The organism is Microbacterium sp. K27, from assembly GCF_004794435.1.
GTDB lineage: Bacteria > Actinomycetota > Actinomycetes > Actinomycetales > Microbacteriaceae > Microbacterium > Microbacterium maritypicum_A.
This window is the reverse complement of record NZ_SSDK01000044.1, coordinates 87,630-113,374: the sequence shown is the minus strand read 5'-3', so window position 1 is coordinate 113,374 and position 25,745 is coordinate 87,630. Positions and strand designations below refer to the sequence as shown.

Here is a 25,745-nt window from a genome sequence, read left to right as displayed (position 1 = left end):
CGGCGGATGCCGCGAGGGCTCTTCCTCGCGGCATCCGCTGTTTCCAGGCCCGGCTTCCCCGCTCTCGGTGCACACGCATGACCAATCGACGATTGCATGACCATTCGGCGGGACGGCACGTGCATCCGGCATCACCTCATGCAGGTGCGCCACTTTCACGCACGAGCCCGTGCGAGCGCGGCCAGAATCGCAGCCTCGACCACGTCCCACGAGTACACGGTCATCGAATAGTCGAAGCGGAGCGTCTCGAAGCCGAGGTCGGATGCGCGCGCGTCTCGCATGAGATCACGATGCCGTTTCGCGGCACCGTCGTGGTTCTCGCGACCGTCGGCCTCGAGGATGACACGATCTTCGATCACGAAGTCGACCCGCCCGACCCCGTCGACGGCCACCTGGGTGCGCACAGCGACTCCGATGAGATGGAGCCTCAGCCGCACCAGGGACTCCAGGCCGCTCTCGGCGTCCGGACGCGCGAAATCGACGAGCCAGCGCGCCGTCGCAGGAAGGGCAGAGCGGACGTGCGCACGCGCCGCAGCCGTCAGCATCCGCTTGTTCCAAGCCGACTCGAATGCGGCGAAGAAGAACTCCTCCCCGTAACAGGCGTATGCGTGGGTCAACGCGATCTCGATCGGCGCGATGCCGACCTCCATGCGACCGCGGGTGAAGTGGCCGACGCAGCCGCAGTGCTCCGGGTGATGTCGCCGCCCGCCGAGCCCCATCCAGACATGCACTTCCGTCGGAACCTCCAGCGTCCACACCTCCCTGATCCTCAAGGCACTCGCGCACGTGAGGGCGCCCCCGTGAGCCGCTGCAGCGACCACATCGGTCGCTGCGCGTCGAGATGCGAACACGCCCGGACGCACGCGGACGATACGACCCGCTCTGCACTCCGCGCCCAGCCGCGATCGCGAGCATCCGAAGGCCTGCAGCCGGGTTCCGCGTGCGACGCCTCCCAGGCGTTCGAGGAACACGTTGACGTCGATCATCGTCCGATTCTGGGGGCGTGCGCCCACTCGGACAGTGCTCCTTCACGTAAACGGTGAGCACGAGTGCGGAACGCGCCGCCGTGCAGTCCGATTGATCCGCTTCCACGTCTCAGGCGCATGACCACCCGACGAATGCATGACCGAGCACGACAAAGCATCATGCGATCGGGCGGGATCCATGCGAACGGACGAAACGGCACCGAGCCGAAATCGGGGATGCCGCGAGGAGCGAGTCCCCGCGGCATCCGCTGTTTCCGTCGTCAGCTGAGCTCTCCACCCTCCAAGAGCTCGGTGACGAGCGCGGCGATGGCCGAACGCTCGGAGCGCGTCAGAGTCACGTGCCCGAAGAGGTCGTGCCCCTTCAGCGTCTCGATCACGCTGGCGATTCCGTCGTGACGTCCGACCCGGAGGTTGTCGCGCTGACCGACGTCGTGAGTGAGGATCACCCGGGAATTCTGGCCCATCCGACTCAGCACCGTCAGCAGCACGTTGCGCTCGAGCGACTGGGCTTCGTCGACGATCACGAACGCGTCGTGGAGGGAGCGTCCGCGGATGTGGGTCAGCGGGAGCACTTCGAGCAGTCCGCGCTCGATGACCTCCTCGATCACGTTTCCCGACACCACCGAGCCCAGCGTGTCGAACACCGCCTGACCCCACGGCCCCATCTTCTCGCCCTGGTCACCGGGAAGGTAGCCGAGTTCCTGCCCGCCGACGGCGAACAACGGCCGGAACACGATGATCTTCTTCTGCTGCTGCCGCTCCAGCACTGCTTCGAGTCCGGCGCAGAGCGCGAGCGCCGATTTGCCGGTACCGGCACGTCCGCCGAGGGAGACGATGCCGACCTCCTGATCGAGCAGCAGGTCGATCGCGATGCGCTGCTCGGCCGAACGGCCGTGCATACCGAAGATGTCGCGGTCTCCTCGTACGAGTCGGTACTCGCCGTCGCCCGTCACCCGGCCGAGCGCGGAACCGCGCTCGGAGTGGATGATCAGTCCGGTGTTCACCGGGAGACCGCGTGCCTGCTCGCTGATGCCGACCTCGCTCTCGTAGAGGTCGCTGATGTCATCGCCGGAGAGGTCGAGCGTCGAGATGCCGGTCCACCCAGAGTCCACCGCCTGCTCGGCCAGATACTCCTCGGCGCGCAGGCCGAGAGAGGCGGCCTTGACGCGCATCGGCAGGTCCTTCGAGACGATCGTGACGTCCTGCCCGTCCTGCGCGAGGTGCATGGCGACCGAGAGGATGCGCGTGTCGTTGTCACTGAGGCGGATGCCGGCGGGAAGCACGGAGGAGTCGGTGTTCGCCAGCTCGACGCGGAGCGTGCCCCCCTCGCCGACCTCCACCGGGAAGTCGAGCCGTCCATGCTCGATGCGCAGGTCGTCGAGGTGGCGCAGGGCCTGCCGTGCGAAGTAGCCGATCTCCGGGTCGTGGCGTTTGCCCTCAAGTTCCGTGATCACGACGACGGGAAGGACGACCGAGTGCTCCGCGAAACGGAAGAACGCCTGCGGATCGCTCAGCAGGACAGAGGTGTCGAGGACATACGTGCGCAGATCCTGATCCGGATCGGCGGACGATGCCCGGCTCGACGTCTTACGGGTGGACTGCTGCGCGGTGCTGGTGGCCTGCTGCGCTGTACGTGTGGTCACGACCCACTCCCGACCCGGGGAATCCCGGCTATTCGAACGAGTCGACCAGGGGGTCACGAGTCGTCAACCTGAGGCCGACTCGAACGGGCGCCTTGCCCGATGCCTAGAACGTACGACCATGCGGGCGATTAACCCGAATTCGACACGCCAGTGATTCGTTACGCGCTGATGAACGTCTCGTTGCCGAACGCCCGCAGCGCATCGTCGAGGAGCTCGAACGTCGCCGCGTCGGTGCCCGCGTGCGGTGCGATCCGCACCGAGGCGCCCCGTGCCGTGACGACCACTCCGGCGTTGGCGAGTGCCGCGGCGAGCCGCGCGGGCTCCTCCGGAGCGAGCGCGACAATGCCCGCACGCCGGCTGCGCTCGCGCGGGGAGCTCACCTCGATGCCGTGGCGGTCGGCGATCTCGATCACGGTGTCGACGTTCTGGGCGAGCCGCTCCTCGATCGAGACGACGCCGGCATCGCGCACGTCGCGCACGCCGATCGCGAGTCGGCCGGCCGCGAGCGTGTCGGGCTGGCTCACGGTGAAGGCGCGGGCCGACGGCGCCGGCGCAGGCAGTTCGTCGACGAACAGCCCCGCAGCCGTCGTGCCGGTGATACCGGACAACACGGGGGTGATGCGCTCTCGTGCACGGGGCGAGAACCACGCGAAGGCGCTGCCACGACCCGCGCGCAACCACTTGTAGCCGTGTCCGACCACCACGTCGGCAGCGGAGTAGTCGGCGTCGATCACACCGAACGACTGGACGGCGTCGACGATGAGCAGGCGGTCGGGCCCGATCGCCTCGCGAAGCGCCGCGAGATCGACGCGGAATCCGGTGCGGAAGTCGACGTGGCTCACCGCCAGCGCGACCACCTCGTCATCGAGGGCCTCGATCACGGTGTCGGGCGTCACCCGCCCGTCGTCGGGTGTGATCCAGCGCGGTGCGACCGTTCGATCCGATGCCGTGGATGCGCGCTCCAGGGTCAGACTGACGCTCGGGAATTCGGCGGTGCTCGCGATCACGTCGCCGGAGAGCCCGAACAGCGCGTGCATGAGCCCGTGGGTCGACGACGGCTGCAACGTGACGTCGTCGGCCTCCGCGTCCAGCAGCTCGGCGACGAGCTCCTGGGCCTGACCGATGCGCTCGGCGACCAGGGAGAGCGATGACGGCCGCCCGCTGCCGAGCAGATCGGCGTCGGCGAAGACCTCTTCACGGACGGACGGCGACAGCGGACCGAAGGCCGCCCAGTTCAGATAGCCGGACTCGGTGTCGAACGTGTCGACATAGTCCCGGAAAGTGCTCACTGCGTCATTGTGGCACGGCTCACAGGTTCCTGGTCCCCGGCCTCCCGACACCCGTTCAGCGCCCGAAGCGTCGGTCCCGATCGGCGTAGTCGCGGATCGCACGGAGGAAGTCCACCTGTCGGAGATCAGGACCCAGCGCCTCGACGAAGTAGAACTCGCTGTGCGCGCTCTGCCACAACAGGAAGTCGCTCAGCCGCTGCTCCCCACTCGTGCGGATCACCAGGTCGGGATCGGGCTGACCGCCGGTGTAGAGGTGCTCGCCGATCATCTCGGGCGTGAGATGGGCGGCGAGGTCTTCCAGCGTGCCGCCGGATGCCTCGTGCTTCGTGATGATGCTCCGCACCGCGTCGACGATCTCATTGCGTCCGCCGTAGCCGACGGCGAGATTCACGTGCAATCCGGTGTGATCCTTCGTGCGCTTCTCGGCGTCGGAGAGCACGCGCGCGAGTTCCGCCGGGAGGATGTCGGATCGGCCGACGTGCTTGACCCGCCAGTTGCCTTCACGCGACAGAGCCTCGGCGAGTTCGGCGATGATCTCGATGAGGTCGGCGAGCTCCGCGGAATCGCGCTTTCGCAGGTTGTCGCTCGAGAGCAGATACAGCGACACCACGCGCACACCGAGCTCGTCGCACCAGCCGAGGAACTCGCGCATCTTGGCGGCGCCCGCCCGGTGGCCCTCTGCGGGCGTGTCCAGTCCGAGCTGACGCGCCCAGCGACGGTTGCCGTCGATCATCATGGCCACGTGATGCGGCACCCTGCTCGGATCGAGGTGGCGACGCAGCCGGCTGGTGTAGAGCCGATACAGCGGCCCTCGCCCCGGGCTCTCGCGTGACATCACCTCCCTACGCTACCGTGCCGAGGCGTGCGGCATCGTGTGTGCACGCTGGGGATATGTGCCCTGTGGGGTATGCGCGTCGGCTTAGAGTGAGCACGTGAGCACTCCCGAGCCCTCCGGCCCCGACATCCCCCAGCTGCCCCTGCTCGAAGCGGCCGCCGTGGATGCGGCGACCGAGGTCAAACCGACCTGGCGCGGATGGATCCACGCCGGCACGTTCCCGGTGGCTCTGATCGCGGGCATCGTCCTCATCGTCGTGGCCGACGGCGCCCCAGCGAAGTGGGCCTCCGCCGTGTTCATGCTCACCTCGCTGCTGCTCTTCGGCAACTCGGCGCTCTACCACCGCATCGACTGGCGGCCGAAGGTGAAGGTGCTGCTCAAGCGCATCGACCACGCCAACATCCTGCTGCTGATCGCCGGTACCTACACTCCCCTGGCGGTTCTGGCGCTCCCGCCCGCGAAGGGCGTACTGCTCCTCTGCCTGGTGTGGGGCGGAACCCTCGTCGGCATCCTTTTCCGGGTCTTCTGGATCCACGCGCCCCGCTGGCTCTATGTCGCCCTGTACCTGCTGCTCGGCTGGGCGGCCGTGATGTACATCGTCGACCTCATGAACGCGAACTTCGCGATGATGGTGCTGGTGATCGTGGGAGGCCTTCTCTACACGGGGGGCGCCGTCGTCTACGCGCTCAAGAAGCCCAACCCCTGGCCGGGGCACTTCGGGTTCCACGAGATCTTCCACGTGTGCACGGTGCTCGCGTTCCTGTGCCACTGGACCGCGTGCCTGCTCATCGCGCTGTCACCGCTGTCGCCCTCGCTGGGCGCACCGTAGCGGTCGGTCAGCGAGCGGGCGTGTCGCCTTCGCCCTCCGCTGAGGTCGTGCCGTCGGCTGTCGATTCGTTCGCTCCGGGTGCAGCGGCACCGCCCTCGGCCCGCGCCGCTTCTTCGGCGTCCAGCTCGTCACGCACCTCTTCGCGGTACCGGACCCGGCGGATGCGACGGTTCATGTCCCAGATCAGCAGGATCACCGCGATCACGACCACGACGATCGCGGCGAAGCCGACGAACCCCGGGGTGACCGACACCGGATCGACGGTCATGCTCGGCGTCGGCATCGGGGTCTCGGACAGAGAGAACATGAATCGGCCTTTCGTACGCAGGTCGCATAACCTGGTAACACCAGCCTAACGACCGGAAGACCCACCTGTGACGACCGCACAAGAGCTCGACGAACGCTATGGCCGAACCCGACGACGCCGGACGCCGTGGATCATCGGTGGCGTGATCGCGCTGTTGATCGTGGGCGCGTTCAGCTGGATGACCGTCGCCCAGTCGATGGCGTCCGTCGACGCGGACGACCTGGGCTTCGAACTCGTCGACGAGCACTCCGTGAACATCAGCTTCCAGGTGACCGGCGTGCAGGGCAAGGATGTCGTGTGCGCCGTGGAGGCCCTCGACGAGGAGTTCGGCGTAGTGGGTTGGAAGATCGTCGAGATCGAGGCCGGAGACAGCCACTCCCAGGCCCGCTCCGTCACCATTCCGACCGTCTCGGCGGCCACCACAGGTTTGGTGAACGCCTGCTGGGTCGCTTAGACTCGTGCCAGACAAGACGACGCCCCGGCACCGTGCCGGGGCGTCTTGGCATATCCCCCGCAGCATGCCGGAGGGATCCCGAAAGAAGGAGCTTCGTCATGTCCACCGATGCTCAGGTTCCCTTCCTCACGCAGGAAGCGTATGACCGGCTCGTCGCCGAGCTGGAGCACCTGTCCACCTTCGGCCGCGACGAGATCGCCAAGCGCATCGAGGCGGCCCGCGAAGAGGGCGATCTCAAGGAGAACGGCGGATACCACGCCGCCAAGGACGAGCAGGGCAAGCAGGAGGCGCGCATCCGCACTCTCGAAGGCCTGCTGAAGACCGCAAAGGTCGGCGAGGCTCCTGCCAGCCGCGGGATCGTCGAGCCCGGCACCGTGGTCACCGCCCTCGTCGCGGGCGGTGAAGAGGTCTTCCTCCTCGGCAGCCGTGAGATCGCGGCCGGCAGCGACCTCGACGTGTACAGCGAAGCCAGCCCGCTCGGTCAGGCCATCCTCGGCCTGAAGGTCGGCGAGAAGTCCTCCTACGAGGCTCCCAACGGGCGCTCGATCAGCGTCGAGATCGTGAACGTCGAGACCTACACGGGCTGAGCATCCTGTCAGACGCGCCCCCGCATCCTGTCGGACGCGGGGGCGCTTCTGCGTGATCGATCGGTGTGCTCAATCGGGGACGAGGATGGGCTCGAAGCCGGCGCGGCGCAGCGTGTCGAGCGTGTGCTCCGAGTGCTCGGGTCCGCGCGTCTCGACGCTGAGCTCGAGGATGACCTCGCTGATCTGGAGGCCGTGGCCGTGGCGGGTATGCATCGCCTCGATCACGTTCGCACCGGCCTCGGCGATGAGCTCCGACACGCGGGCCAGCTGGCCGGGACGGTCGGGCAGAGGGATGCGGATCGTGAGGTAGCGACCGGAGGCGGCGAGTCCGTGGGAGACCACGCGCTGCAGCAGGAGCGGATCGATGTTCCCGCCCGACAACACGGCCATCGTGGTCCCCGTGGCCGACACCTTGCCGGCCAGGATCGCCGCCACACCGGCCGCACCGGCGGGCTCCACCACGACCTTCGACTGCTCGAGCAGGATGAGAATGGCCCTCGCCAGGTCGTCGTCGGAGACGGTGACGACCTCGTCGACGAGCTCTTTGATGATGTCGAAGGGGACGGCGCCCGGGCGAGCGACCAGGATGCCGTCGGCGATGGTCGGTCGCGTCACGATGTCGACGGGCTCTCCGGCCTCGAGCGAGGGCGGGACCGCTGCCGCGTTCTCGGCCTGCACGCCGATGATGCGGACCGTGCGCCCGAGCTCGGCGGCGCGTGCCTTCACCGCCGCGGCGACGCCGGCGATGAGACCTCCCCCGCCGATGCCGAGCACGACGGTGTCGACGTCGGGTGCATCTTCGAGAAGCTCGAGACCGAGCGTTCCCTGCCCGATCACCACGTCGCGGTGGTCGAACGGGTGGATCAGCACCGCCCCCGTGCGCTCCGAGAACTCGGCGGCGAGACGCAGCGATGTCGCCACCGTCTCGCCCTCCAGCACGACCTCCGCTCCGTAGCCACGCGTGGCGAGCAGCTTCGGCACGGGAACGCCCAACGGCATGAAGATGGTGGCGGGGATGCCGAGCTCCTGCGCGGCGAGCGCCACTCCCTGCGCATGGTTTCCCGCGGACGCCGCGACCACGCCGCGCGAGCGCTCCTCGGCGCTCAGCTTCGACAGCCGGTACGCCGCCCCGCGGATCTTGAACGAGCCGGTGCGCTGGAGATTCTCCATCTTCAGCAGGACGGGGGCTCCGAGAATGTCGGAGAGGGCTCGCGAGGGCAGCGTCGGCGTGTGCGAGATCACCTCAGCCAGACTCTGAGCGGCGTGCTCGAACTCGGTCAGGCTGGGGACTGCGCTCATCGATTCCTCCGTCTCCGCTCGCGCGGAACTGTGCTCCAGATAAGGTCTCCGCTCGGCCCGACGCCGGTGCGCCAGGAGCCCGAGCTGATGGTCACCGCGGCGACGTTGACGAAGGCCGCCAGCGGCACAGCGAAGAGGGCGCCGGGGATGCCGGCGATCATCGCGCCACCCGCCACCACGAGGACGACGGCGAGCGGGTGCACCTTGACCGCAGAACCCATCATGATCGGCTGCAGGATATGCCCCTCGATCTGCTGGACGGCGAGGACCACCACGAGCATCCAGAGCGCGATCCACGGACCGTTGTACACGAGCGCGAGGAACACGGCGACGGCGCCGGTCACCACCGCACCCACGATCGGGATGAACGAGCCGAGGAAGACGAGCACGGCGACCGGGAGCGCGAGGGGCACCTGCAGGAGGAACGCCCCGAGGCCGATGCCGATCGCGTCGATGGTGGCCACGAAGAGCTGGGTGCGCGCGTAGTTCACGATCGTGGTCCAGCCGTTGCGCGCGGCACCATCGACGGCCGGGCGGGCGCGACGCGGGAAGATCTTGAGGGTCCAGCGCCAGATCCCCGCACCATCGGCCAGCAGGCAGATGAGGATGAACAGCGCGAGCAGGGCGCCCGTGGCGACGTGACCGACCGTCGTGCCGATGGCGAGCGCGCCCGTCCAGAGGACCTGCGCCTGCTCGCTGATGAGATCCAGACCCTGCTGGAGGTAGTCGGCGATCTGCGTGTCCGAGATGTTCAGCGGACCGTCGTGCAGCCACACCTGGAACTGATCGAACGCTTCGGTCGAGCGCGCCTGCACGTCGGGAAGCTGAGCCCGCACCTGCCAGACGACGAGCCACATCAATCCGGTGACGATGGCGGCCGTGCCGATCAGCGAGAGCGCGATCGCCAGCCAGCGCGGAAGACCACGTCGCAGCATCCACGAGAACGCCGGCCACAGCAACGCCGTGATGAGGATGCCCACCATCAGCGGGATGACGAGGAGCTTGAGCAGCATCACCAGCCAGATGAAGACGCCGATCGCGGCGGCGATCAGGAGCAGCCGCCAGGCATATCCCGCCGTTATACGCAGGGGCAGGGGCACCGCCTCGTCGGCCTCGGTCGTCACGGTGCGGTCGGTGGAGACCGGGCGCGGACGGAACAGATCTCGCAGCCGGGGTCGCTGGTCCTCGCTCATCGCCCAAGTCTACGGTCATGCCGTATGCCGTCGGACGCATCCTTTCTCCGGGGGGTGGCATGTCGGCGGCCGGAGATACCCTGGCCGTGTGACCGACACCCTCAGCTCCACCCAGGCACGCCGCATCGCTCTGGCTGCTCAGGGCTTCACACGCACCCGCCCCGCATCGGTCACGGGGCGGCACGTGCACCGGGTCATGGACCGGCTCGGGGTGCTCCAGATCGATTCGGTCAACGTGTTCGCCCGGTCCCACTACCTGCCGTTGTTCTCGCGACTCGGCGCGTATGAACCCGCTCTCCTCGACCGCGTCTTCCTCTCCCGCACGACCCACTACGTGGAGTACCTCGCGCACGAGGCGACCTTCATCCCGATCCAGGACTGGCCGCTGTGGCGGTTCCGCATGGAGGACTTCCGTCGGCGGTGGGCCGGCGAGGACTCCTGGATGAGCAGCAACGCGCGCACGGTGCAGTGGGTGCAGGACGAGTTGCGCGCGCGTGGGCCGCTGCGGCCGGCCGACCTCCGCGCCGATGCACCCCGAGAGCGGGGAACGTGGTGGGACTGGGACGATGTGAAGCTCGCCCTCGAGCACCTGTGGCGTGTCGGCGACGTCGCGATCAGCGGGCGCCGCGGTTTCGAGCGCACGTATGCGCTGGCCGAGCATGTGATCCCCGACGGCATCCGCTCGGAGGAGGTCTCCCGCGCCGATGCGATTCTCGAGCTGACGCGTCGCGCGGCCCGTTCGAGCGGTGTCGCGACGCAGTCCGACCTCGCAGACTACTACCGGATCCGCGACCGGGCGGCCGTCGCCCGCTCGATCGCCGACCTCGCCGATGCGGGCGAGTTGCAGCCGGTGCAGGTGCGCGGCTGGGAACGTGGCGGGCGTCCGCTCGCGGCCTGGCGGCATCGTGACGCGGTGCTTCCCCGGGGAATCGATGCGGCCGCGATCCTGACCCCGTTCGACCCCGTCGTGTGGTTCCGCGATCGAGCACTCCGCGCGTTCGAACTCGACTACCGCATCGAGATCTATGTGCCGGCGGAGAAGCGTCGGTACGGCTATTACTCCTTGCCCGTCCTCGTCGGCGACCGCATCGTGGCGCGGGTCGACCTCAAGGCCGACCGCGCGACGTCGACGCTGCAGGTCCAGTCCGCCTGGTGGGAACCGCAGGCGCGCCCCGGCGATGCGGAACCGATCGCGGCAGAGCTCACCCTCGCGGCGGAGTGGCAGGGTCTGGAGAACGTCTCGGTCTCCGGCTGGGGCGACGCCACCGATGCCCTGCATGCAGCGCTGGCGAACAGCCGTGCCGTGGGCCGTCATCTGCATGCGCGGGAGAACCGGACGTGAGAAGGGCGCACTGGTGGCTCATCGGCGGTGCCGCGGGACTCGTCCTGGCCGCCGCGGGCCTGTGGATCTGGCAGTCGACAGCCCCTTCGTCCACTCCCGAGGAGGCGGCACTCGACTACCTGCACGCCCTGGAATCCGGCAACCCCGATGCTGTGGCAGCCACCGGGATGAAGGTCTCGAGGACCGCCCTTGACGCGTTCGACGCCGCGACCTCACTGATCGAGGATGCCAAGGTCACGCGCGTCCGTGAAGACGCCGACGGAGCATCCGCCGTCGTCGACATCTCCTTCCGCCTCGACGGCGCGTCGCAGGAGGCGCAACTGAGCCTCGGCGTCGTGGAGGACCGTTGGATCGTCGACTCCGCGGGTCTGGGCAGCCTGACCATCGAATCGAGCATCGGCTCCGACGTGGCGATCGGCGACGCGACCATTCCGGCAGGGAAGGGTATTCCGCTGCTGCCTGCGACCTACACCGTGGCTGCCGCGCCGACGACGCTGCTCGACGGCGAGAGATCGGTGTCGGTGCTGCCCGGCACGAAGACCTCGGCGACGGTCGATGTCGCCGTGCGCCCGGAAGCGACTGCTGCCGCACAGGACAGTCTCGACGAGCTCCTCGAGACCTGTACCGCCCCAGCCACCACGGAGGCGGAGGGCTGCGGAATCCGAATCCCCTGGGGGACGGAGTTCCGCGATGTGACCGGCATCCGCTATCGGATCGACGAGTCACCGACCATCGCGCTGTCCCCAGCCGGTTTCACAGCGGAGGGTGGAGTTCTCGTGGCCACCGTCACCGGGACCGGCCAGAACGGCGAACCTCGCACCACCACGTATCGCACCGTCTCCTGGAGCCTGCGCGGCGATGTCTCATTCACCGCCGACGGTCTCGTGCTCTCACCGTGGTGAGAGGGGTCTGGTCAGGCGGAGGTCATCAGAACTGCACGCGCGGTGGCTCGGAGATGGCGCTGCTGTCGGCGACCTCGAAGAACTCCCGCTCGGAGAAGCCCAAGCCCTTCGCGAACAGGTTGTTCGGGAACACCTTGATCTTGGTGTTGAGCTCGCGCACACCGCCGTTGTAGAAACGGCGTGCGGCCTGGATCTTGTCCTCGGTGTCGACCAGTGCCTGCTGCACCTGGAGGAAGTTCGTGCTCGCCTGCAGCTGCGGGTACGCCTCGGCGACCGCGAACAGGCTGCGCAGAGCCTGTTGCAGGTGTCCCTCGGCGATGCCCGCTTCCCCGGGGCCTCCCGCCGACAGGGTCTCGGCACGCGCGCGAGTCACGTTCTCGAAGACGGCCTTCTCATGGGAGGCATATCCCTTGACCGTCTCGATCAGGTTGGGGATGAGGTCGGCTCGTCGCTTCAGCTGCACCGTGATTCCGCTCCACGCCTCATCGACGCGGACGTTCAGCTGCACCAGCGAGTTGTACGTGGCCCACAGATAGATGCCGACGAGCAGGATCACTCCGACAACGATCAGTACCGGCACGAGCCATTCCATCAGAGGCCCACCCTTCCTCGTGTTTCTCTCATCCTAGACGCGCAGCCTGCACGTGGACTGGGCATGCCCGGCGACGACCGCAGACCGATCAGCTGCCGAGGACCCGTTCGAGATAGCGGTTGGCGAATCGACGTTCGGGGTCGAGGCGATCGCGCAGCGTGACGAAATCGTCGAACCGCGGGTACCGCTCCCGGAGCGTCTCCGCGGTCAGCGTGTGGAGCTTGCCCCAGTGCGGGCGTCCCCCGTATTCGTGCATGATCTCTTCGACGGCACCGAAGTACTCCGTGGGGTCGGCTCGCCAGTACCGGTGCACGGCGATGTAGGCGCTGGCACGCCCATGGGCCGTCGACAGCCAGCGGTCGTCGGCGGCCGCGAACCGCACCTCGATCGGGAACTCGATCCGCCACCCTCGTCGGTCGATGAGCGCCCGGACCGCCTGGAAGGCGGCCACTGCGTTCTCGGCGGGGATCGCGTACTCCATCTCGCGGAATCTCACGGTCCTGCTCTGGATGAGCACCCGGTGGGACAGCTCGGTGTATTCGCGATCGCCCGTGAGCTTGACGGCGAGCCGGCTGAAGGGTGGAGTGATCGCGGGGATGACCTGGCCCGCCGCGCACACCACGCGATACACGCCGTTCGAGAGCAGCGTCTCATCGATCCATCGCCCGACCGCCGGGAGCGGCTTGCGGACCGTCGCCTCCGGCATGCGCGTCTGGCGCTTGGTCAGGGCCACATCGGTGTGGGGGAACCAGTAGAACTCGAAGTGATCGGCGGCAGCGACGCGCTCGTCGAGGCTGGCCAGCACCTCGTCCAGGGCCACCGGCTCGTCGATCGCGTGCATGACGAACGCGGGCACGCACTGGAGAGTCACCTCGACGACGATGCCGAGCGCGCCGAGGCCCAACGCCACGGCGGGCAGGAGCTCATTCTCGTGCTCCTCGTCGATGCGGAGGAACTCGCCGGCCGCCGTGACCATCGTGACACCGACCACCTGGGTCGCGAGGCCGCCGTATTCGGCTCCCGTTCCGTGCGTGCCCGTCGAAATCGCACCGGCGATCGACTGCCGATCGATGTCGCCGAGGTTCTCCATCGCGAGCCCATAGGGCGCGAGCAGAGCCGGGATGCGGTGCAGCCGAGTGCCGGCGAGCAACGTCACGCGCCCGGTGGCGGCGTCCGCGGAGACGAGGCCCTGCAGGTCGTCGAGCTCGAGCAGGACGCCCGGGGCCACCGCGATGCCCGTGAAGCTGTGACCGGCGCCGACGGCCTTCACCGGCAACCCGTGCTTGACTGCGGCGATCACCGCGCGCTGCACGCCCTCCGGGCTGCGCGGACGCTCCACACGCACGGGTCGGACCGAGGCCGAGCGGCCCCAGTTCTGCCAGGTGCCGCCGATTCTCGTCACAGGAAGGCCTTTCCCTCGCCGCGGTAGGTCGGCAGCTCGTCGATGATCTCGTCGCCCGAGACCAGGTGGTAACTCTCGATGCGCTCGGCCGGCTCGCCGCTCTTGGCATGACGGAACCAGACCCGGTCCCCCACGCCCAGCGACGTGGCCGTCGGACCCTGGAGCGGTGTCTGCACTTCTCCAGCCGCTTCCCGGGAGAGCGTGTGGAGCCCTTCCGGCCATACGGGACGCGGCTGACGGGACGCGACTGCGGGGCCGGAGGCGATCCAGCCTCCGCCGAGCACGGTGGCGATGTCGACGGCCGGGCGCCGCACCACGTCGAACGCGAACGCCGAGGCTGGAGCAGGTCGGAACGAACGGTACCCGTCGAACAGATGGCCGCCCAGGAGCCCGCTCCCCGCACTCGCCTCGGTGAGGGACTCGTCGCTTCCGGTGAACTCGAGCGATCCGGTGCCACCGCCGTTGAGGATCTCGAGCGGAGCGATCGCGCCGACAGCGGAGACGATGGCTGCCCGGCGTTCCCGCAGCTCATTGCGCGAGCGGGCCTGCACCATCCGGATCAACGGCGCATCGGGCCCGGCGTCATCGCCCTGTCCCGCGATCTGCGCGTCATACATCTGCAGTCCGACGAGCCGGAACCCTGGCCGCGCGACCACCTTGCGAGCGAATGCCGCCACCTCTCCGGCGCTGAACAGCGCCGAGCGTCGGACGCCGATGTGGCCGAGGAGCGACGAGCGCCAGGAGGCGTCGACGTCGATCGCGACGCGGAGTTCGGGGCGCGACCCCGGGCCGGCGACGCTGTCGATCAGATCGAGATGCACGAGGTCGTCGACCATCAGGGTGATGCGCTGCGCGGCCTGCTCGTCGGCGAACAGCCGTTCCAGTCCTCCGCGATCCACGGTCGGGTAGCCGAGCATGATGTCGTCGTGCGTCTCGGCGAGCCAGAGCGCTTCCTCCAGCGTGAAGGCGAGGATGCCGTGGAACCCGGGCAGCGCGAGCACGGCATCGAGCACGGATCGCACGCGCACCGACTTCGAGGCGACACGGATCGGCAGCCCGCCGGCCCGCACCAGAAGGTCCATGGCGTTGTAGCGGAGCGCCTCCCTGTCGATCACCGCGACCGGGGCGGGGAGATGCCCGGTCACGGCGGACAGGCGCGGCCAGTAGCGGGCCGGGTCCTCCCACTCGGGGGCGACCGCGGGCGCACCATGGACGGGGCTCAGTTCGTCGATGAGGTCGAGCACTCCCCCACCCTAAGGCCTCATCGGACTCGGGATCACCCCCTGCGGCACCGCGTCGCATGCGGGCACGGCGATAGGCTGGCGGCGAGGCCCCCGTAGCCCAATGGCAGAGGCAGGCGACTTAAAATCGCTTCAGTCTGGGTTCGAGTCCCAGCGGGGGCACACCGGGGTTCGGCCCCGCCCTCTCAGTCTTCGATGTCGATGGCTCGCTTCTTCTCGCCCGAGGCCTCACGGATCCTCCGCACGATCAGGACGACGAGTGCGATCGCGATCGCCGAGTACACGACGTAGTCGAGATAGCCGAGATACTGCTCCAACTGCTCGTGCTGCGTGCCCAGCGCTGCGCCGACGCCCAGCAGGAGTGTGTTCCAGAGGCCGCTGCCGATGACCGTGTAGATGCTGAACGTCACGAGGTTCATGCGGGATGCGCCCGCCGGGATCGAGATGAGGCTGCGGACGCCGGGGACCATCCGCCCGACCAGCACGGTCCAACCGCCGCTGCGCACGAACCAGTCCCCTCCCCGCTCGAGGTCGGACCGGCTCACCAGCCGAGTGGCCGCCAGCATGCGCACGGCCCGATCCATGCCGATCGCGGCACCGAGTCCGTACAGCAGCAAAGCGCCCAGCAGGGACGCGAGAGTGCTCCAGAAGATCAACCACCCCAGGTTCAGGGCGCCGCTCTGGCTGAGGTACCCCGCGAACGGCAGGATGACCTCGCTCGGGATGGGGGGCACCAGGACTTCGAGGAAGACCAGCACGCCCACCCCGACATCCCCGAGTGCGGTGAGGACGTCGGCCGCGAATCCGGTGAGCCCGGTGAAGCCATGATCGGCGGCAGCAGTGAGGACCATCCGCGATCAGCGCCCGAAGATGTCGCCGATACCGGGGATGCCGAGATTGCCGAGTTGCTCGCCCCACCCGCTCGCCGCATCGCCCAGACCCGACACGGTCTCGCCGGCCGAGCCCAGGAGCTCACCGGCACCTCCCGTGAGCGACTCGACGTCGATGCCGGCGGCCAGGGACTCGATGTCGATGCCCTCCGCCATCGCGCCGAAGTCGACGCCGATGTTCGCGGCCTGCTCCAACAGGGGCCCCGCCACGGTGCTGAGGACGGCCCCGCCCGCCACCACGCCGAGCAATCCGACGGCCGCGCCACCAGCCGCGACCGCCGCACCACCGGCAGCGCCACCGATACCGGCTCCACGTGCTCGCGACAGCAGTCCGCGCATCCGGCCCGGCTTCATGGCCTCAGCACGTCCGGCGGCGCGGGCGAGGTCGTCCGCCGACGAGGACCGCGGCCGCTCACCGGGTTCGAGCTCCTGCCTCATCCGGGCCTCGACCTGCGCGCGCTGGTCAGGTGTGAGGCGGGCGAACGCCTCGCGGTGGATCTGTTCGACACGCTGCGGATCCGCCGTCTGGAGGAGGTAGTCGTAGCGGGCGATGGCCGCTCGATCGGCGTCGGTCACGGCGTGTGCGCCCCGCACGGTTCCGGGAGGAGGCGGTGCGTACGGGTCTGCAGCAGCCGGTGCCGTGTGCGCGGGACGCGGTCGTCCACCGGACGCGGCCGGCGGCGCGTACGGGTCGGCCGGCGAAGGCCTGCCCTGGCCCGACGACCGTGCGGGGTCGGCCGGACCGCGGACCGCGTCGACGGCACCACGGAGCATGCCTCCCCAGTCCGTCGACCGGGACCCGTCCTGCGAGCGCGATCGGTCGGCCGCGTGAGGGTCGCGCCCCGTGCCGGCGTTCTTCTCGAGTGCTTCGGACGCCATTCCGATCAGTCGGGAGAGCTTTCCCATGAGTGGTCCCTTTCGTGGTGCGGACCACCGCGGATCCACGACGCCGGGACGACGGCAGGGTTCTCTCGGCAGCCCGCGATGCGGGTGCCAAGGTCTCCTCCACCCTCACGGGCCGGCGGGCCGGAGCACGATCTCGTGCTCGTAATGACGACGTCGCCGCATTCGGGAGTACTCCCCTTGCTCGCGTGACGATACCGGCCGTACCTATGCATGACCTCGGAGCCGCCCCGCAGAGACGAACATCGGCCCCGACGCGGAGCGCGTGGGGCCGATGTTCGTGTGCGAGCGTGTCTGCTACTTGGCGGCAGCCTCGGCCGGCTCGGGAGCCTTCTCGGCGGCGGGCTTCTTCGCTGCGGGCTTCTTCGCCGCCGGCTTCTTCGCCGCCGGCTTCTTCGCGACCGGCTTCTCCGTCACCTCGGCCGATGCGGCCGGAGCGGCCTTGGCCGCCGACTTCTTCGCAGCGGGAGCAGCCTTCGCAGCCGGAGCAGCATCTGCCACGGGCGCGGCCGGAGCAGCCGGGCGCGGGCGCGCCGCGAACTCCTCGAAGACGTAGCGCGGGTTCTGCACGGTCTCGAGATTCACCAGGTCGCGGCCGAGCCACAGGTTGTTCCACCAGCCCCAGATGACGCGGAACTTGCGCTCCCACGTGGGCATCGCGAGACCGTGGTAGCCGCGGTGCGCGACCCAGGCCACGAAACCCTTGAGGGCGATCTTGCCGGACTGGAAGACACCGTTGTACAGGCCGAGGCCGGCGACGGCACCGAGGTTCTTGTGGAAGTACTCCTTGGGCTTCTCTCCCCGGAGGACCGCGACGAGGTTCTTCGCGAGCAGCTTGGCCTGGCGGACCGCGTGCTGGGCATTCGGCACGCAGAAGCCGCCGACCCCACCACCGGAGAGGTCGGGAACCGCCGAGACGTCACCGGCCGCCCACGCTCCCTCGACGAACGCCTCCGGCGTTCCGACGCGCAGGTCGGCGCGGGTCTGGATGCGACCGCGCTCCTCGACCGGCAGGTCTCCGCCGCGGACGACGGTCGGGTTGGCCATGACACCCGCGGTCCACACGATGACGTCGGTCGGGATGACCTCACCGGTGGAAAGCTCGACGTTGCCGTCGACGGCGCTCGTCAGCTGCGTGTCGAGGTGCACGTTGGCTCCGCGCTTGGCCAGGTCCTTGAGCACCCACTCGCTGGTCTGCAGCGAGACCTCGGGCATGATGCGGCCCATCGCCTCGATGAGGTGGAAGTGCGTGTCGTCGAAGCTGATCTGCGGGTACTTGGCCACCAGCGCGGACGCCAGCGAACGCAGCTCGGCGAACACCTCGATGCCGGCGAAGCCACCACCGACGACCACGACGGTCAGCAGACGGTCGCGCTCAGGCCCGGCCGGGAGGGAGGCGGCCTTGTCGAAGTTCGACATGACCTTGTCGCGGATCGCGACGGCCTCTTCGATCGTCTTCAGACCGATCGCGTTGTCGGCGATGCCGGGGATCGGGAAGGTACGCGACACGGCACCGGCGGTGACGACGATCTGGTCGTACGCGAACTCGTACGGCTCACCCACGGGCGGTGTGATGGTCGCGACCTTCTGCGCGTGGTTGATGTTCGTCACCTTGGCGGTGAGGACGTTCGTGCGCTTGAGGTGACGACGGTGCGCGACCACCGAGTGTCGCGCCTCGATGGAGCCGGCGGCGACCTCGGGCAGGAACGGCTGGTACGTCATGTACGGCAGCGGGTCGACCATGGTCACGTCGGCTTCGCCCTTGCGCAGGTGCTTCTCGAGCTTCCACGCGGTGTAGAAACCCGCGTACCCTCCGCCGACGATCAGGATCTTGGGCACAGTGCTGTTCTGAGGCACAGAAGAACTACTCCTCGGAGTCGGGGGTGTGGCGTACGGAAATGCGCGCCGATCGGATGCGCCGGGCAGCTGCGGTGACGCCAAGCGCTACCAGGATACCAGGGACGGTGAGCGCAATGAGCGGCAGGGTACCGTAGCGCAGTGAATCCGCGCTGGGAAGCAACGGTGAACCCGCCTCGGTCGGAGCGTCTGCGGCCGGAAGAGGGGGAACGGCGACCGGAGTCCTCGTCTCCACCGGCTGCGGTTCCGACTGCGCACGGCGGAACACGCGGATCCACTCCGCCAGGTCTCCCATGGGGTTCTCGCTCACTGCGGGGATGTTCGCAGAGATCGCCGCCGCCGCATCCACCAGCCCGTACCCGTACAGCGGATCCTGGGGCTTGATCGCATCGTCGACCGGAATCGCGGTCTTGATGATGCGGTTGATGACGTCGATCGCCTTGATGTCGGGGTGCGCCGAGCGGATCAGCGCCGCGACTCCGGCGACGATGGGCGCCGCACCGCTCGTGCCGCGCCAGGGGACGACCGAGCCATCGGCCGAGACACCGATCAGGCCTTCGCTGGGCGCCGAGATCCCGATCGTGATGCCCTGCGTCGACGCCTCGATGCTGGCCGTGCCCGTCTGGTCGACGCCGCCGACGGTGAGCACGCCGGGAATGGTCGCCGGGGCGCCGATGATGTTCGTCCCGCTCCCCCGGTTGCCGGCGGCGACGACCACCACCACGTCGTGCTCGAAGGCGTACAGGAACGCCTCGTCCCAGCTCTCGTCCCAATCGAGCGTGTTCGTGGTGAACGACAGGTTGATGACGTCGGCCCCGTTGTCGACGGCCCACTTCATGCCCTTCGCCACCTGTTCCGTGAACGGCACCGCCGCGGCCGCACCGAAACCCACGGAGATCGAGAGCAGGTTGGCCTCCGGAGCCACGCCGATCATGCCCGTTCCGTCCGGTGCACCGCGTCCGGCAGCCAGCGAAGCCACCCAGGATCCGTGGTTGCCGTCGACCGCGCCCAGCGGGGTGCGTCCGTCCGGAGTCCCGGCCCCCGACACGTCCGTGCCCCCGACGACCGCGTCGCCGAAGACCGACGGCACCTTGCCGATGCCCGTGTCGATCACCGCGATCGTCACGCCCTTGCCGCGGGTCGTCTGCCAGGCCTCGCGGATGCGTGCGCCGTCGAGCCAGTACTCCGAGGCGCGGACCGGATCTGCGGGGTCATCGGGGATCGGCGGCGGCGTGGCGGAGGCGCCGATGAGCAGCACGGTCGCCGCGACCACCACGATGGCGGCAGCGCTGCGCAGCTTCCGGCGCGCGGTCATGCCGAGGGGGCCGCCCCGTCGCGCACGGCGGCACCGGGGTCTTCGCAGCGGCAGACCGAGGGCGACCATGAAGAGCGTGCGAGTGCGGCGTCGCCGATCGGGTTGACCCCGGGGCCCGCAGCCAGGGCATGTCCGGCCAGGGCGTGCAGGCACTTGACACGCGTGGGCATGCCTCCGGCGGAGATGCCGTCGATCTCGGAGACCTCTCCGAACTGCCCACGGTCGGCGAGATAGGCCTCGTGGGCTGCGAGGTAGGCCGCGGCCACGTCTTCGTCGTCGGCGAGGAGGGCGGCGAGCTCCGGCATCACCTGGGTGGCCTCGAGCGTCGACATCGCCGCGGTCGCCGCCGGGTGCGTCAGGTAGTAGAACGTGGGGAACGGCGTGCCGTCCGGCAGACGCGGGGTGGTCGCGACGACCGTCGGGTTGCCGCACACGCAGCGGGCCGCGATACCCACCATGCCTCGGGCGGGACGACCGAGCTGAGCCGATACGACGGCGAGTTCGGCGGGCGTGGGGGCGGGGAACGGCGGCGTGGTCACCCCACCAGCGTAGGGGAGCCGCCAGGGAGGATGCTCGGAGCGAATGCTCAGGGAGCGACGGCGGCCGTGTCGCTGAGCCCGGTCGAGACCACGGTGCGCAGCAACTGCGGCATCCAGTCCGTCGGCGTCTCGACGAGCGTCTCGCTCACGGGGTCCTGCTCACGCGGAAGTGCTGCGGGGTCGAGGTCGTTGTCGACCAGGTAGACGACCTCGCCGGGCTTGACGTAGTAGAGGCGTTCGCGGGCCTGGGTGGCGATGTACGCGGGGTCGTTCCAACGCTCGCGTTCCGCGACGAGCGCCTCGATCTGGTCTTCGCTCACCTTCACCGATGCCTCGAGAGCAGCGATCTTCTGACGCTGATCGATGAAGGTCCCGAGCGTGGGCACGAGCACCCAGGCTCCCAGCACCACGAGAGAGAGCATGATGACGGAGAACGCCGAGAGCCGGATGCCGGATGCCCACTCGCGCACGTCGACGCGAGGCGCCGCGCCTCGGGACGCGCTCGACGCACGCCGAGACGACGTCGTCGCTGCCTGCGCCCGGGGCTTGGCGCCCTTCTTCGTGGGCGAGGGCGTCGGCTGCGCGCGCGGAGACGACGAAGGAGGAGCCGGTCGTCGTGCCACGGCTCCTCCTTCGTCGTGCCGGGTCAGCGGCGGTGTTCACCGCCGTGTCGGCGGCTTCTTCGATGTGTCGTGCGTTCAGGCCTGGTAGCGCGGGAACGCCGAGCGGCCGGCGAAGACCGCGGCGTCGCCGAGCTCTTCCTCGATGCGCAGCAGCTGGTTGTACTTCGCGACACGCTCGCTGCGGGCAGGGGCGCCCGCCTTGATCTGGCCCGCGTTGGTCGCGACGACCAGGTCGGCGATCGTGGTGTCCTCGGTCTCGCCCGAGCGGTGCGAGAGCATCGCCGTGTACCCGGAGCGCTGCGCCAGGCTGACGGCGTCGAACGTCTCGGTGAGCGTGCCGATCTGGTTGACCTTGACGAGCAGCGAGTTGGCGACGCCACGCTTGATGCCGTCGGCGAGACGCTGCGGGTTGGTGACGAACAGGTCGTCGCCGACCAGCTGGACCTTGGAGCCCAGGACGTCGGTGAGGTGCTTCCAGTTGTCCCAGTCGTCCTCAGCGAGAGCGTCTTCGATCGTGACGATCGGGAAGTCGTTCACGAGTCCGACGTAGTACTCGGTGAGCGCGGCGGCGTCCCAGTCCTTGTTGTCGAGACGGTAGACGCCGTCCTTGAAGAACTCGGTCGCGGCGACGTCGAGCCCGAGGGCGATGTCGGTTCCGGGCGTGAACCCGGCCTTCTCGATCGCCTTCACCAGGAAGTCGAGGCCCTCACGGTTGCTGGGCAGGTCGGGAGCGAAGCCGCCCTCGTCGCCCAGACCGGTCGCGTAGCCGGCGGCCTTCAGCTCGGCACGCAGCACGTGGTAGGTCTCGACACCCCACCGGAGTGCCTCGGAGTAGGTCTCGGCGCCGATCGGCGCGAGGAAGAACTCCTGCATGTCGATGCCGTTGTCGGCGTGCTCGCCACCGTTGATGACGTTGAACAGCGGAACGGGCAGCACGTGCGCGTTCGGGCCGCCGAGGTAGCGGAACAGCGGGAGGTCGGCCGAGTCCGCGGCGGCCTTGGCCACGGCCAGGCTCACGCCGAGGATGGCGTTGGCGCCGACGCGCTTCTTGTTCTCGGTACCGTCGACATCGATCAGGATCTCGTCGACGATGCGCTGCTCGCTCGCCTCGACACCCTCGATCGCCGGTCCGAGCTCATCGATGATGGCCTCGACGGCCTTCAGCACGCCCTTGCCGCCGTAGCGGCTCTTGTCTCCGTCGCGGAGCTCGTACGCCTCGAACGCGCCCGTGGATGCGCCGGACGGAACGGCCGCCCGCTGCACGATGCCGTCGTCGAGGAGGACCTCCACCTCGACGGTCGGGTTTCCGCGCGAGTCGAGAATCTCGCGTGCGCCTACAGCCTCGATCAGTGCCACTGATGTGCTCCTTGCTCAGGGGGAAAACGTTGTGTGGAGCGTCGTCGATCCGCGCCCAGTCTAGCCCGGCCTCCCGACGGACTCCGGGACTCGCCCGGACGCGAATCGCCCGCGGCGGGAAGCCCCGGAAGGTCAGACGACCACGGCGATCGCGAAGCCGTCCCATCCCTTCACGCCCACGGTCTGCAGGGCCGTGGCATCGAAGCGCGGATCCTCCCCCAGCATCCGCAGTCCGTCGCGGGTGCCCACGACCTTGGGATCGGTGCTGTCGTCGCGGACGATCTCGCCCTCGCGCCCGATGTTGTCGAGCACGATCACCGTGCCGGGGTGCCCGAGCTTCGCCGCCCAATCGAGGTAGATCGTGTTCGACTCCTTGTCGGCATCGATGAACACCAGATCGAATCCGCCGACCAGGGTCGGCAGCACGTCCGCTCCCCGCCCCACCCGGATGTCGACGCGATCACCGACCCCCGCGGCGTCGATGCTGGCACGGGCGACCGCCGCGTTTTCCGATTCCGCCTCGATCGTCACGACCCGTCCTTCGGCGCCGACGGCGCGGGCGAGCCAGATCGTCGAGTAGCCGCCGAGCGTGCCGATCTCGAGCACGCGGCGCGCGCCGCTGATGCGGACCAGCAGGTTCAGCAGTTTGCCGGCGACGGGCGCGACCTCGATCTCCGGGAGGCCGGCGGCCCGCTGCGCAGTGAGGGCCGACTCCAGCGCCGGATCGGGACCGACGAGCAGATCGGAGAGGAAGCTGTCGGCGTCGGACCAGGCGGCGGGGGTGGATTCCATGGCCTCAGCCAACCCCCGGCGCCGCCCTCCGTCAAGGCCGCGGTGCCGAGAGCAGCCGCCCCGACGCGTCGGCGAGCTCGGGCTGGGCACGGAACTGTCCCGTCAGCTGCAGCACCACCGCGACGAGCGCGAGGACGACCCAGGTCGCGACGCCGAGTGGTCCCGCCAACGCCAGATCGGGCTGCGTCGCGGCGACGATGAGGATGAGCCCCGCCGCGGCGTTCAGAGATCCGTGCGCGATGACCGCCGGCCACACCGATGCGGACCGCAGCCGCAGCCAGCCGAGCAGGACGCCCCAGGCCACGCATCCACCGATCATGAACAGGATGCCCGTGATGTCGGTGCGCCCGAAGTTGTAGCCGAGCAGGATGATCGGGCTGTGCCACACGCCCCAGATCACGCCGCTGAGGATCAGGGCCGGCCAGGTGCCGAGCGGGCGCAGCGCCGGAAGCAGCCACCCCCGCCAGCCGAGCTCCTCGCCGAACGCGAAGAGGCTGTTGAACAGCGCGCCGACGGGGATCATCGCGAGCTGCGCGAACACGACGACCTGGACAGGAGGCTGTGGCGTTCCGGCCGGCACTGCCTTCTCGAGCTCGGCTGCGAGAGCCGAGAACGTCAGGTCGAGCTGCACGAAACCGAGCGCGGCGGAGAGCAGGACGCCCAGGCCCACCAGCAGCGGCGGAACGAGCCACCCCGCGACCATGAGCCAGATCACGCGCTTCGCGGGGCGCAGCGGCCACAGTCCGAGGAAGCGGGCGCGCTGCCCGGGTGCGGGGACGCGCATCGCGAAAGTGACGATGAGAGCCGCCACCGCAGGCGTGAACATCATCACCGGCAGCAGGAACACCGAGCTCGGCTCGGCGAGCCCGTCGCCCAGCCACAGGGGCAGGGCGACCAGCCAGGAGAGGACGAAGGAGACCGCCACGAAGACGATCACCGCGGTCCACGGCACACGGCGCGGGTTCAGGGTCTGGTCGTTCATGAGGTCTCCTTTCCGGAGTCCGTCGATCGATCGGTCGAGGGGATGGCCACGGTCCGCGCGCGGTCGACATAGGCCTGGAGCAGCGCCGCGGCTTCTTCCGCGCCGTCGATGGTGACGATGAAGGGTCGCCGGCCCCGTCGGGAGACCTCGATCGCAGATCCGCGGCGCATGACGATCCCGGTGCGCCCGTCGACGGCGATGCGCCATCCCCAGCCGCCGAACTCGCCGAACGGGGAGATGTCGACAGCGCGCGCCGCCTCGACCTCGTCGAGCGGGACACGGATGCGCGGCCAGCCCAGCAGGGCACGAGCGGAGAAGCCCTCCGGTGTGACCGTGACGCGGAACGAGGCGGTCGCCGCGAGGGCGAAGCCCACGACGACCACGACCAGCGCGACGATCCAGCCACCCTCGACGCCGGTGCCGAGCATGTACGCGGCGAGCGCGACGAGACCGAGGAGCACGAACAGCAGGAAGGCGAGCGCGCCGCGCGGCATCGTCGTCGTGGCGACCCACACGACGCGTTCGCCCTTCGCGACGTGCACCGAGTAGCGGGGTTCGAGCGTGCGCCCCTGCTCCGGCCGCACGCGCGGCTGCACGGCCCAGGCGATGCCGCCGACCAGAAGGAGTGCGGCGAACGCGAGTGCCATGGTGCCCCCGATGCCGGGCGATTCCGCGGGGTCGGCGAGCTCACGCTGGATCGCGAGGGATCCGAGGCTCATCACGGCCGCGAAGGCGGACATCCCCGCGGAGAGTGCGCCCATCAGCCGGGCCGCCCCGCCCCAGTGCTCACCGACGGACGCGAGGGTGACGATCGCCATCAGCGCCGGCAAGCCGAGCCCGACCCCGACGAGGATCCAGAGATACACGGACGGCGGGCCGAACCGGTCGGCGCCGCTCACACCCCAATGGGTCGCCACCTGTGGCGGCAGCGTGGGCAGCCAGGCGAGCAGGATCACGACGGCGACGGCGGTGATCACGATCGGCAGGATCACCGCGACGACGAAGAAGGTCAGCCGAGCGCGTCGCAGCAGCGCAGGCGGTGTGCGGGTGAGGTCGTGGATGGTCATGGCGAGTCCTCCTCGCGGCTGTCTGGGCGGTCGGGATCGGAACGGGGGAGATCAGAACGGTCGAGATCGGATCGGGCGTCACGGTGCGCATGAACGATGCCGGCGAGCGTGTCGGCGGAGACGCCGAGGGCTGCGGCACGGCGCACCAGCTCGTCAATGTCGTGAGCGAGTTCGGCGAGGGGTGCCGCCGAGGCCGCGATGACCGCTCCCCTCCCGCGACGCAGATCGACCAACCCCTCATCGCGCAGCCGCTGGTAGGCGTGCAGGACGGTGTGCTGGTTGATGTCGAGCGCTTCGGCGACGTCGCGGGCCGCCGGAAGGCGATCGCCGGGCGCGAGGACCCCGGTGAGGATGTCGGAGCGGATGGAGGCCGCCACCTGGTCGTAGAGCGCGCGGGGGCTGTCGGGATCGACGCGGATGAGCATCCGGCCCTCCTCTCCTATCATCGCTACTTATTCTATGCGAACTATAACAACTGTGCCAACCCTCCAGACGTCTTCGTCGCTTCCGCCCTGGTGCC

26 protein-coding genes and 1 tRNA gene are annotated in these 25,745 nt (G+C 69.1%); 6 read left to right on the top strand and 21 right to left on the bottom strand.

What is annotated here, in order from left to right; all coding sequences use genetic code 11:
• Positions 1–155: 155 nt before the first annotated feature.
• The 4 genes from DW307_RS15175 to DW307_RS15160 all read right to left on the bottom strand — a co-directional run bounded on the left by DW307_RS15175 (position 156) and on the right by DW307_RS15160 (position 4,753).
• On the bottom strand, positions 156–986 hold the full coding sequence (locus DW307_RS15175) for an endonuclease domain-containing protein (RefSeq protein ID WP_136025115.1): 831 nt from the start codon (positions 984–986) through the stop codon (positions 156–158).
• A gap of 260 nt (positions 987–1,246) precedes the next feature.
• Positions 1,247–2,629 carry a PhoH family protein gene (locus DW307_RS15170; RefSeq protein WP_021199547.1) on the bottom strand — a complete coding sequence of 461 codons (1,383 nt, stop codon included), beginning with the start codon at positions 2,627–2,629 and terminating at the stop codon, positions 1,247–1,249.
• Between the two features lie 158 nt (positions 2,630–2,787).
• Positions 2,788–3,918, bottom strand: a complete 1,131-nt coding sequence (locus tag DW307_RS15165) for an aminotransferase class V-fold PLP-dependent enzyme (protein WP_136025114.1) — start codon at positions 3,916–3,918, stop codon at positions 2,788–2,790.
• A gap of 55 nt (positions 3,919–3,973) precedes the next feature.
• Positions 3,974–4,753 carry an isoprenyl transferase gene (locus DW307_RS15160; protein WP_029266653.1) on the bottom strand — a complete coding sequence of 260 codons (780 nt, stop codon included), beginning with the start codon at positions 4,751–4,753 and terminating at the stop codon, positions 3,974–3,976.
• A 97-nt stretch (positions 4,754–4,850) separates the two neighbouring features.
• On the opposite strand from DW307_RS15160, the gene trhA reads away from it, so the two are divergent.
• On the top strand, positions 4,851–5,582 hold the full coding sequence (gene trhA / locus DW307_RS15155) for a PAQR family membrane homeostasis protein TrhA (RefSeq protein ID WP_240750692.1): 732 nt from the start codon (positions 4,851–4,853) through the stop codon (positions 5,580–5,582).
• Positions 5,583–5,589: 7 nt separating this feature from the next.
• Here trhA and DW307_RS15150 read toward each other — a convergent pair whose 3' ends face one another.
• On the bottom strand, positions 5,590–5,889 hold the full coding sequence (locus DW307_RS15150; protein ID WP_021199543.1) for a hypothetical protein: 300 nt from the start codon (positions 5,887–5,889) through the stop codon (positions 5,590–5,592).
• 67 nt (positions 5,890–5,956) lie between these two features.
• On the opposite strand from DW307_RS15150, the gene DW307_RS15145 reads away from it, so the two are divergent.
• On the top strand, positions 5,957–6,343 hold the full coding sequence (locus DW307_RS15145) for a DUF4307 domain-containing protein (protein ID WP_021199542.1): 387 nt from the start codon (positions 5,957–5,959) through the stop codon (positions 6,341–6,343).
• A 98-nt stretch (positions 6,344–6,441) separates the two neighbouring features.
• Complete coding sequence (greA, locus tag DW307_RS15140) at positions 6,442–6,930, top strand: transcription elongation factor GreA (protein WP_021199541.1); 489 nt, start codon at positions 6,442–6,444, stop codon at positions 6,928–6,930.
• 69 nt (positions 6,931–6,999) lie between these two features.
• On the opposite strand, the gene ilvA is transcribed toward greA, so the two are convergent.
• Positions 7,000–8,229 carry a threonine ammonia-lyase gene (ilvA, locus tag DW307_RS15135; RefSeq protein ID WP_029266649.1) on the bottom strand — a complete coding sequence of 410 codons (1,230 nt, stop codon included), beginning with the start codon at positions 8,227–8,229 and terminating at the stop codon, positions 7,000–7,002.
• Positions 8,226–9,422, bottom strand: coding sequence for an AI-2E family transporter (locus DW307_RS15130; RefSeq protein ID WP_136025113.1), 1,197 nt, complete (start codon positions 9,420–9,422; stop codon positions 8,226–8,228). Before DW307_RS15130 ends, ilvA begins: the two co-directional genes overlap by 4 nt.
• Before the next feature lie 88 nt (positions 9,423–9,510).
• On the opposite strand from DW307_RS15130, the gene DW307_RS15125 reads away from it, so the two are divergent.
• Together DW307_RS15125 and DW307_RS15120 are read left to right on the top strand one after the other, a co-directional pair.
• The gene (locus tag DW307_RS15125; protein ID WP_136025112.1) at positions 9,511–10,764 is read left to right on the top strand and encodes a winged helix-turn-helix domain-containing protein; all 1,254 of its coding nucleotides are present in this window, start codon (positions 9,511–9,513) and stop codon (positions 10,762–10,764) included.
• Positions 10,761–11,666, top strand: coding sequence for a hypothetical protein (locus DW307_RS15120; protein WP_136025111.1), 906 nt, complete (start codon positions 10,761–10,763; stop codon positions 11,664–11,666). Before DW307_RS15125 ends, DW307_RS15120 begins: the two co-directional genes overlap by 4 nt.
• 25 nt (positions 11,667–11,691) lie before the next feature.
• Here the strand turns inward: DW307_RS15120 and DW307_RS15115 are convergent, their stop codons facing one another.
• The 3 genes from DW307_RS15115 to DW307_RS15105 form a co-directional block, all read right to left on the bottom strand.
• Entirely contained in the window at positions 11,692–12,258 is a 567-nt protein-coding gene (locus DW307_RS15115) for a LemA family protein (RefSeq protein WP_021199536.1), read from the bottom strand.
• Positions 12,259–12,346: 88 nt separating this feature from the next.
• Entirely contained in the window at positions 12,347–13,660 is a 1,314-nt protein-coding gene (locus DW307_RS15110; RefSeq protein ID WP_136025110.1) for a D-arabinono-1,4-lactone oxidase, read from the bottom strand.
• Positions 13,657–14,904, bottom strand: coding sequence for an alanine racemase (locus DW307_RS15105; protein WP_021199534.1), 1,248 nt, complete (start codon positions 14,902–14,904; stop codon positions 13,657–13,659). The genes DW307_RS15110 and DW307_RS15105 overlap by 4 nt, the downstream gene beginning before the upstream one ends.
• Before the next feature lie 86 nt (positions 14,905–14,990).
• On the opposite strand from DW307_RS15105, the gene DW307_RS15100 reads away from it, so the two are divergent.
• Positions 14,991–15,063, top strand: a tRNA-Leu gene (locus DW307_RS15100).
• Positions 15,064–15,086: 23 nt separating this feature from the next.
• Here DW307_RS15100 and DW307_RS15095 read toward each other — a convergent pair.
• The 11 genes from DW307_RS15095 to DW307_RS15045 form a co-directional block, all read right to left on the bottom strand.
• A complete protein-coding gene (locus DW307_RS15095) occupies positions 15,087–15,752 on the bottom strand; it encodes a DedA family protein (protein ID WP_029260392.1) in 666 nt (221 codons plus the stop codon).
• 6 nt (positions 15,753–15,758) lie between these two features.
• Positions 15,759–16,697, bottom strand: coding sequence for a hypothetical protein (locus tag DW307_RS15090; RefSeq protein ID WP_029266639.1), 939 nt, complete (start codon positions 16,695–16,697; stop codon positions 15,759–15,761).
• A gap of 294 nt (positions 16,698–16,991) precedes the next feature.
• Positions 16,992–18,533 (bottom strand): NAD(P)/FAD-dependent oxidoreductase, encoded by a 1,542-nt coding sequence (locus DW307_RS15085; protein WP_136025145.1) that lies wholly within the window; start codon positions 18,531–18,533, stop codon positions 16,992–16,994.
• A 25-nt stretch (positions 18,534–18,558) separates the two neighbouring features.
• Positions 18,559–19,866, bottom strand: a complete 1,308-nt coding sequence (locus DW307_RS15080) for a S8 family serine peptidase (RefSeq protein WP_029260395.1) — start codon at positions 19,864–19,866, stop codon at positions 18,559–18,561.
• A complete protein-coding gene (locus tag DW307_RS15075; RefSeq protein WP_029260396.1) occupies positions 19,863–20,405 on the bottom strand; it encodes a DUF501 domain-containing protein in 543 nt (180 codons plus the stop codon). The genes DW307_RS15080 and DW307_RS15075 overlap by 4 nt, the downstream gene beginning before the upstream one ends.
• A 47-nt stretch (positions 20,406–20,452) precedes the next feature.
• Positions 20,453–21,028, bottom strand: a complete 576-nt coding sequence (locus tag DW307_RS15070) for an FtsB family cell division protein (protein WP_205810515.1) — start codon at positions 21,026–21,028, stop codon at positions 20,453–20,455.
• 75 nt (positions 21,029–21,103) lie between these two features.
• On the bottom strand, positions 21,104–22,384 hold the full coding sequence (gene eno / locus DW307_RS15065; RefSeq protein ID WP_021199527.1) for a phosphopyruvate hydratase: 1,281 nt from the start codon (positions 22,382–22,384) through the stop codon (positions 21,104–21,106).
• A 132-nt stretch (positions 22,385–22,516) separates the two neighbouring features.
• On the bottom strand, positions 22,517–23,176 hold the full coding sequence (locus DW307_RS15060) for an O-methyltransferase (protein ID WP_136025109.1): 660 nt from the start codon (positions 23,174–23,176) through the stop codon (positions 22,517–22,519).
• 31 nt (positions 23,177–23,207) lie between these two features.
• Positions 23,208–24,158 carry a CPBP family intramembrane glutamic endopeptidase gene (locus DW307_RS15055; RefSeq protein WP_136025108.1) on the bottom strand — a complete coding sequence of 317 codons (951 nt, stop codon included), beginning with the start codon at positions 24,156–24,158 and terminating at the stop codon, positions 23,208–23,210.
• The gene (locus DW307_RS15050) at positions 24,155–25,225 is read right to left on the bottom strand and encodes a DUF1648 domain-containing protein (RefSeq protein ID WP_136025107.1); all 1,071 of its coding nucleotides are present in this window, start codon (positions 25,223–25,225) and stop codon (positions 24,155–24,157) included. Before DW307_RS15050 ends, DW307_RS15055 begins: the two co-directional genes overlap by 4 nt.
• Complete coding sequence (locus DW307_RS15045; RefSeq protein ID WP_021199523.1) at positions 25,222–25,650, bottom strand: GntR family transcriptional regulator; 429 nt, start codon at positions 25,648–25,650, stop codon at positions 25,222–25,224. Before DW307_RS15045 ends, DW307_RS15050 begins: the two co-directional genes overlap by 4 nt.
• Positions 25,651–25,745 lie beyond the last annotated feature (95 nt).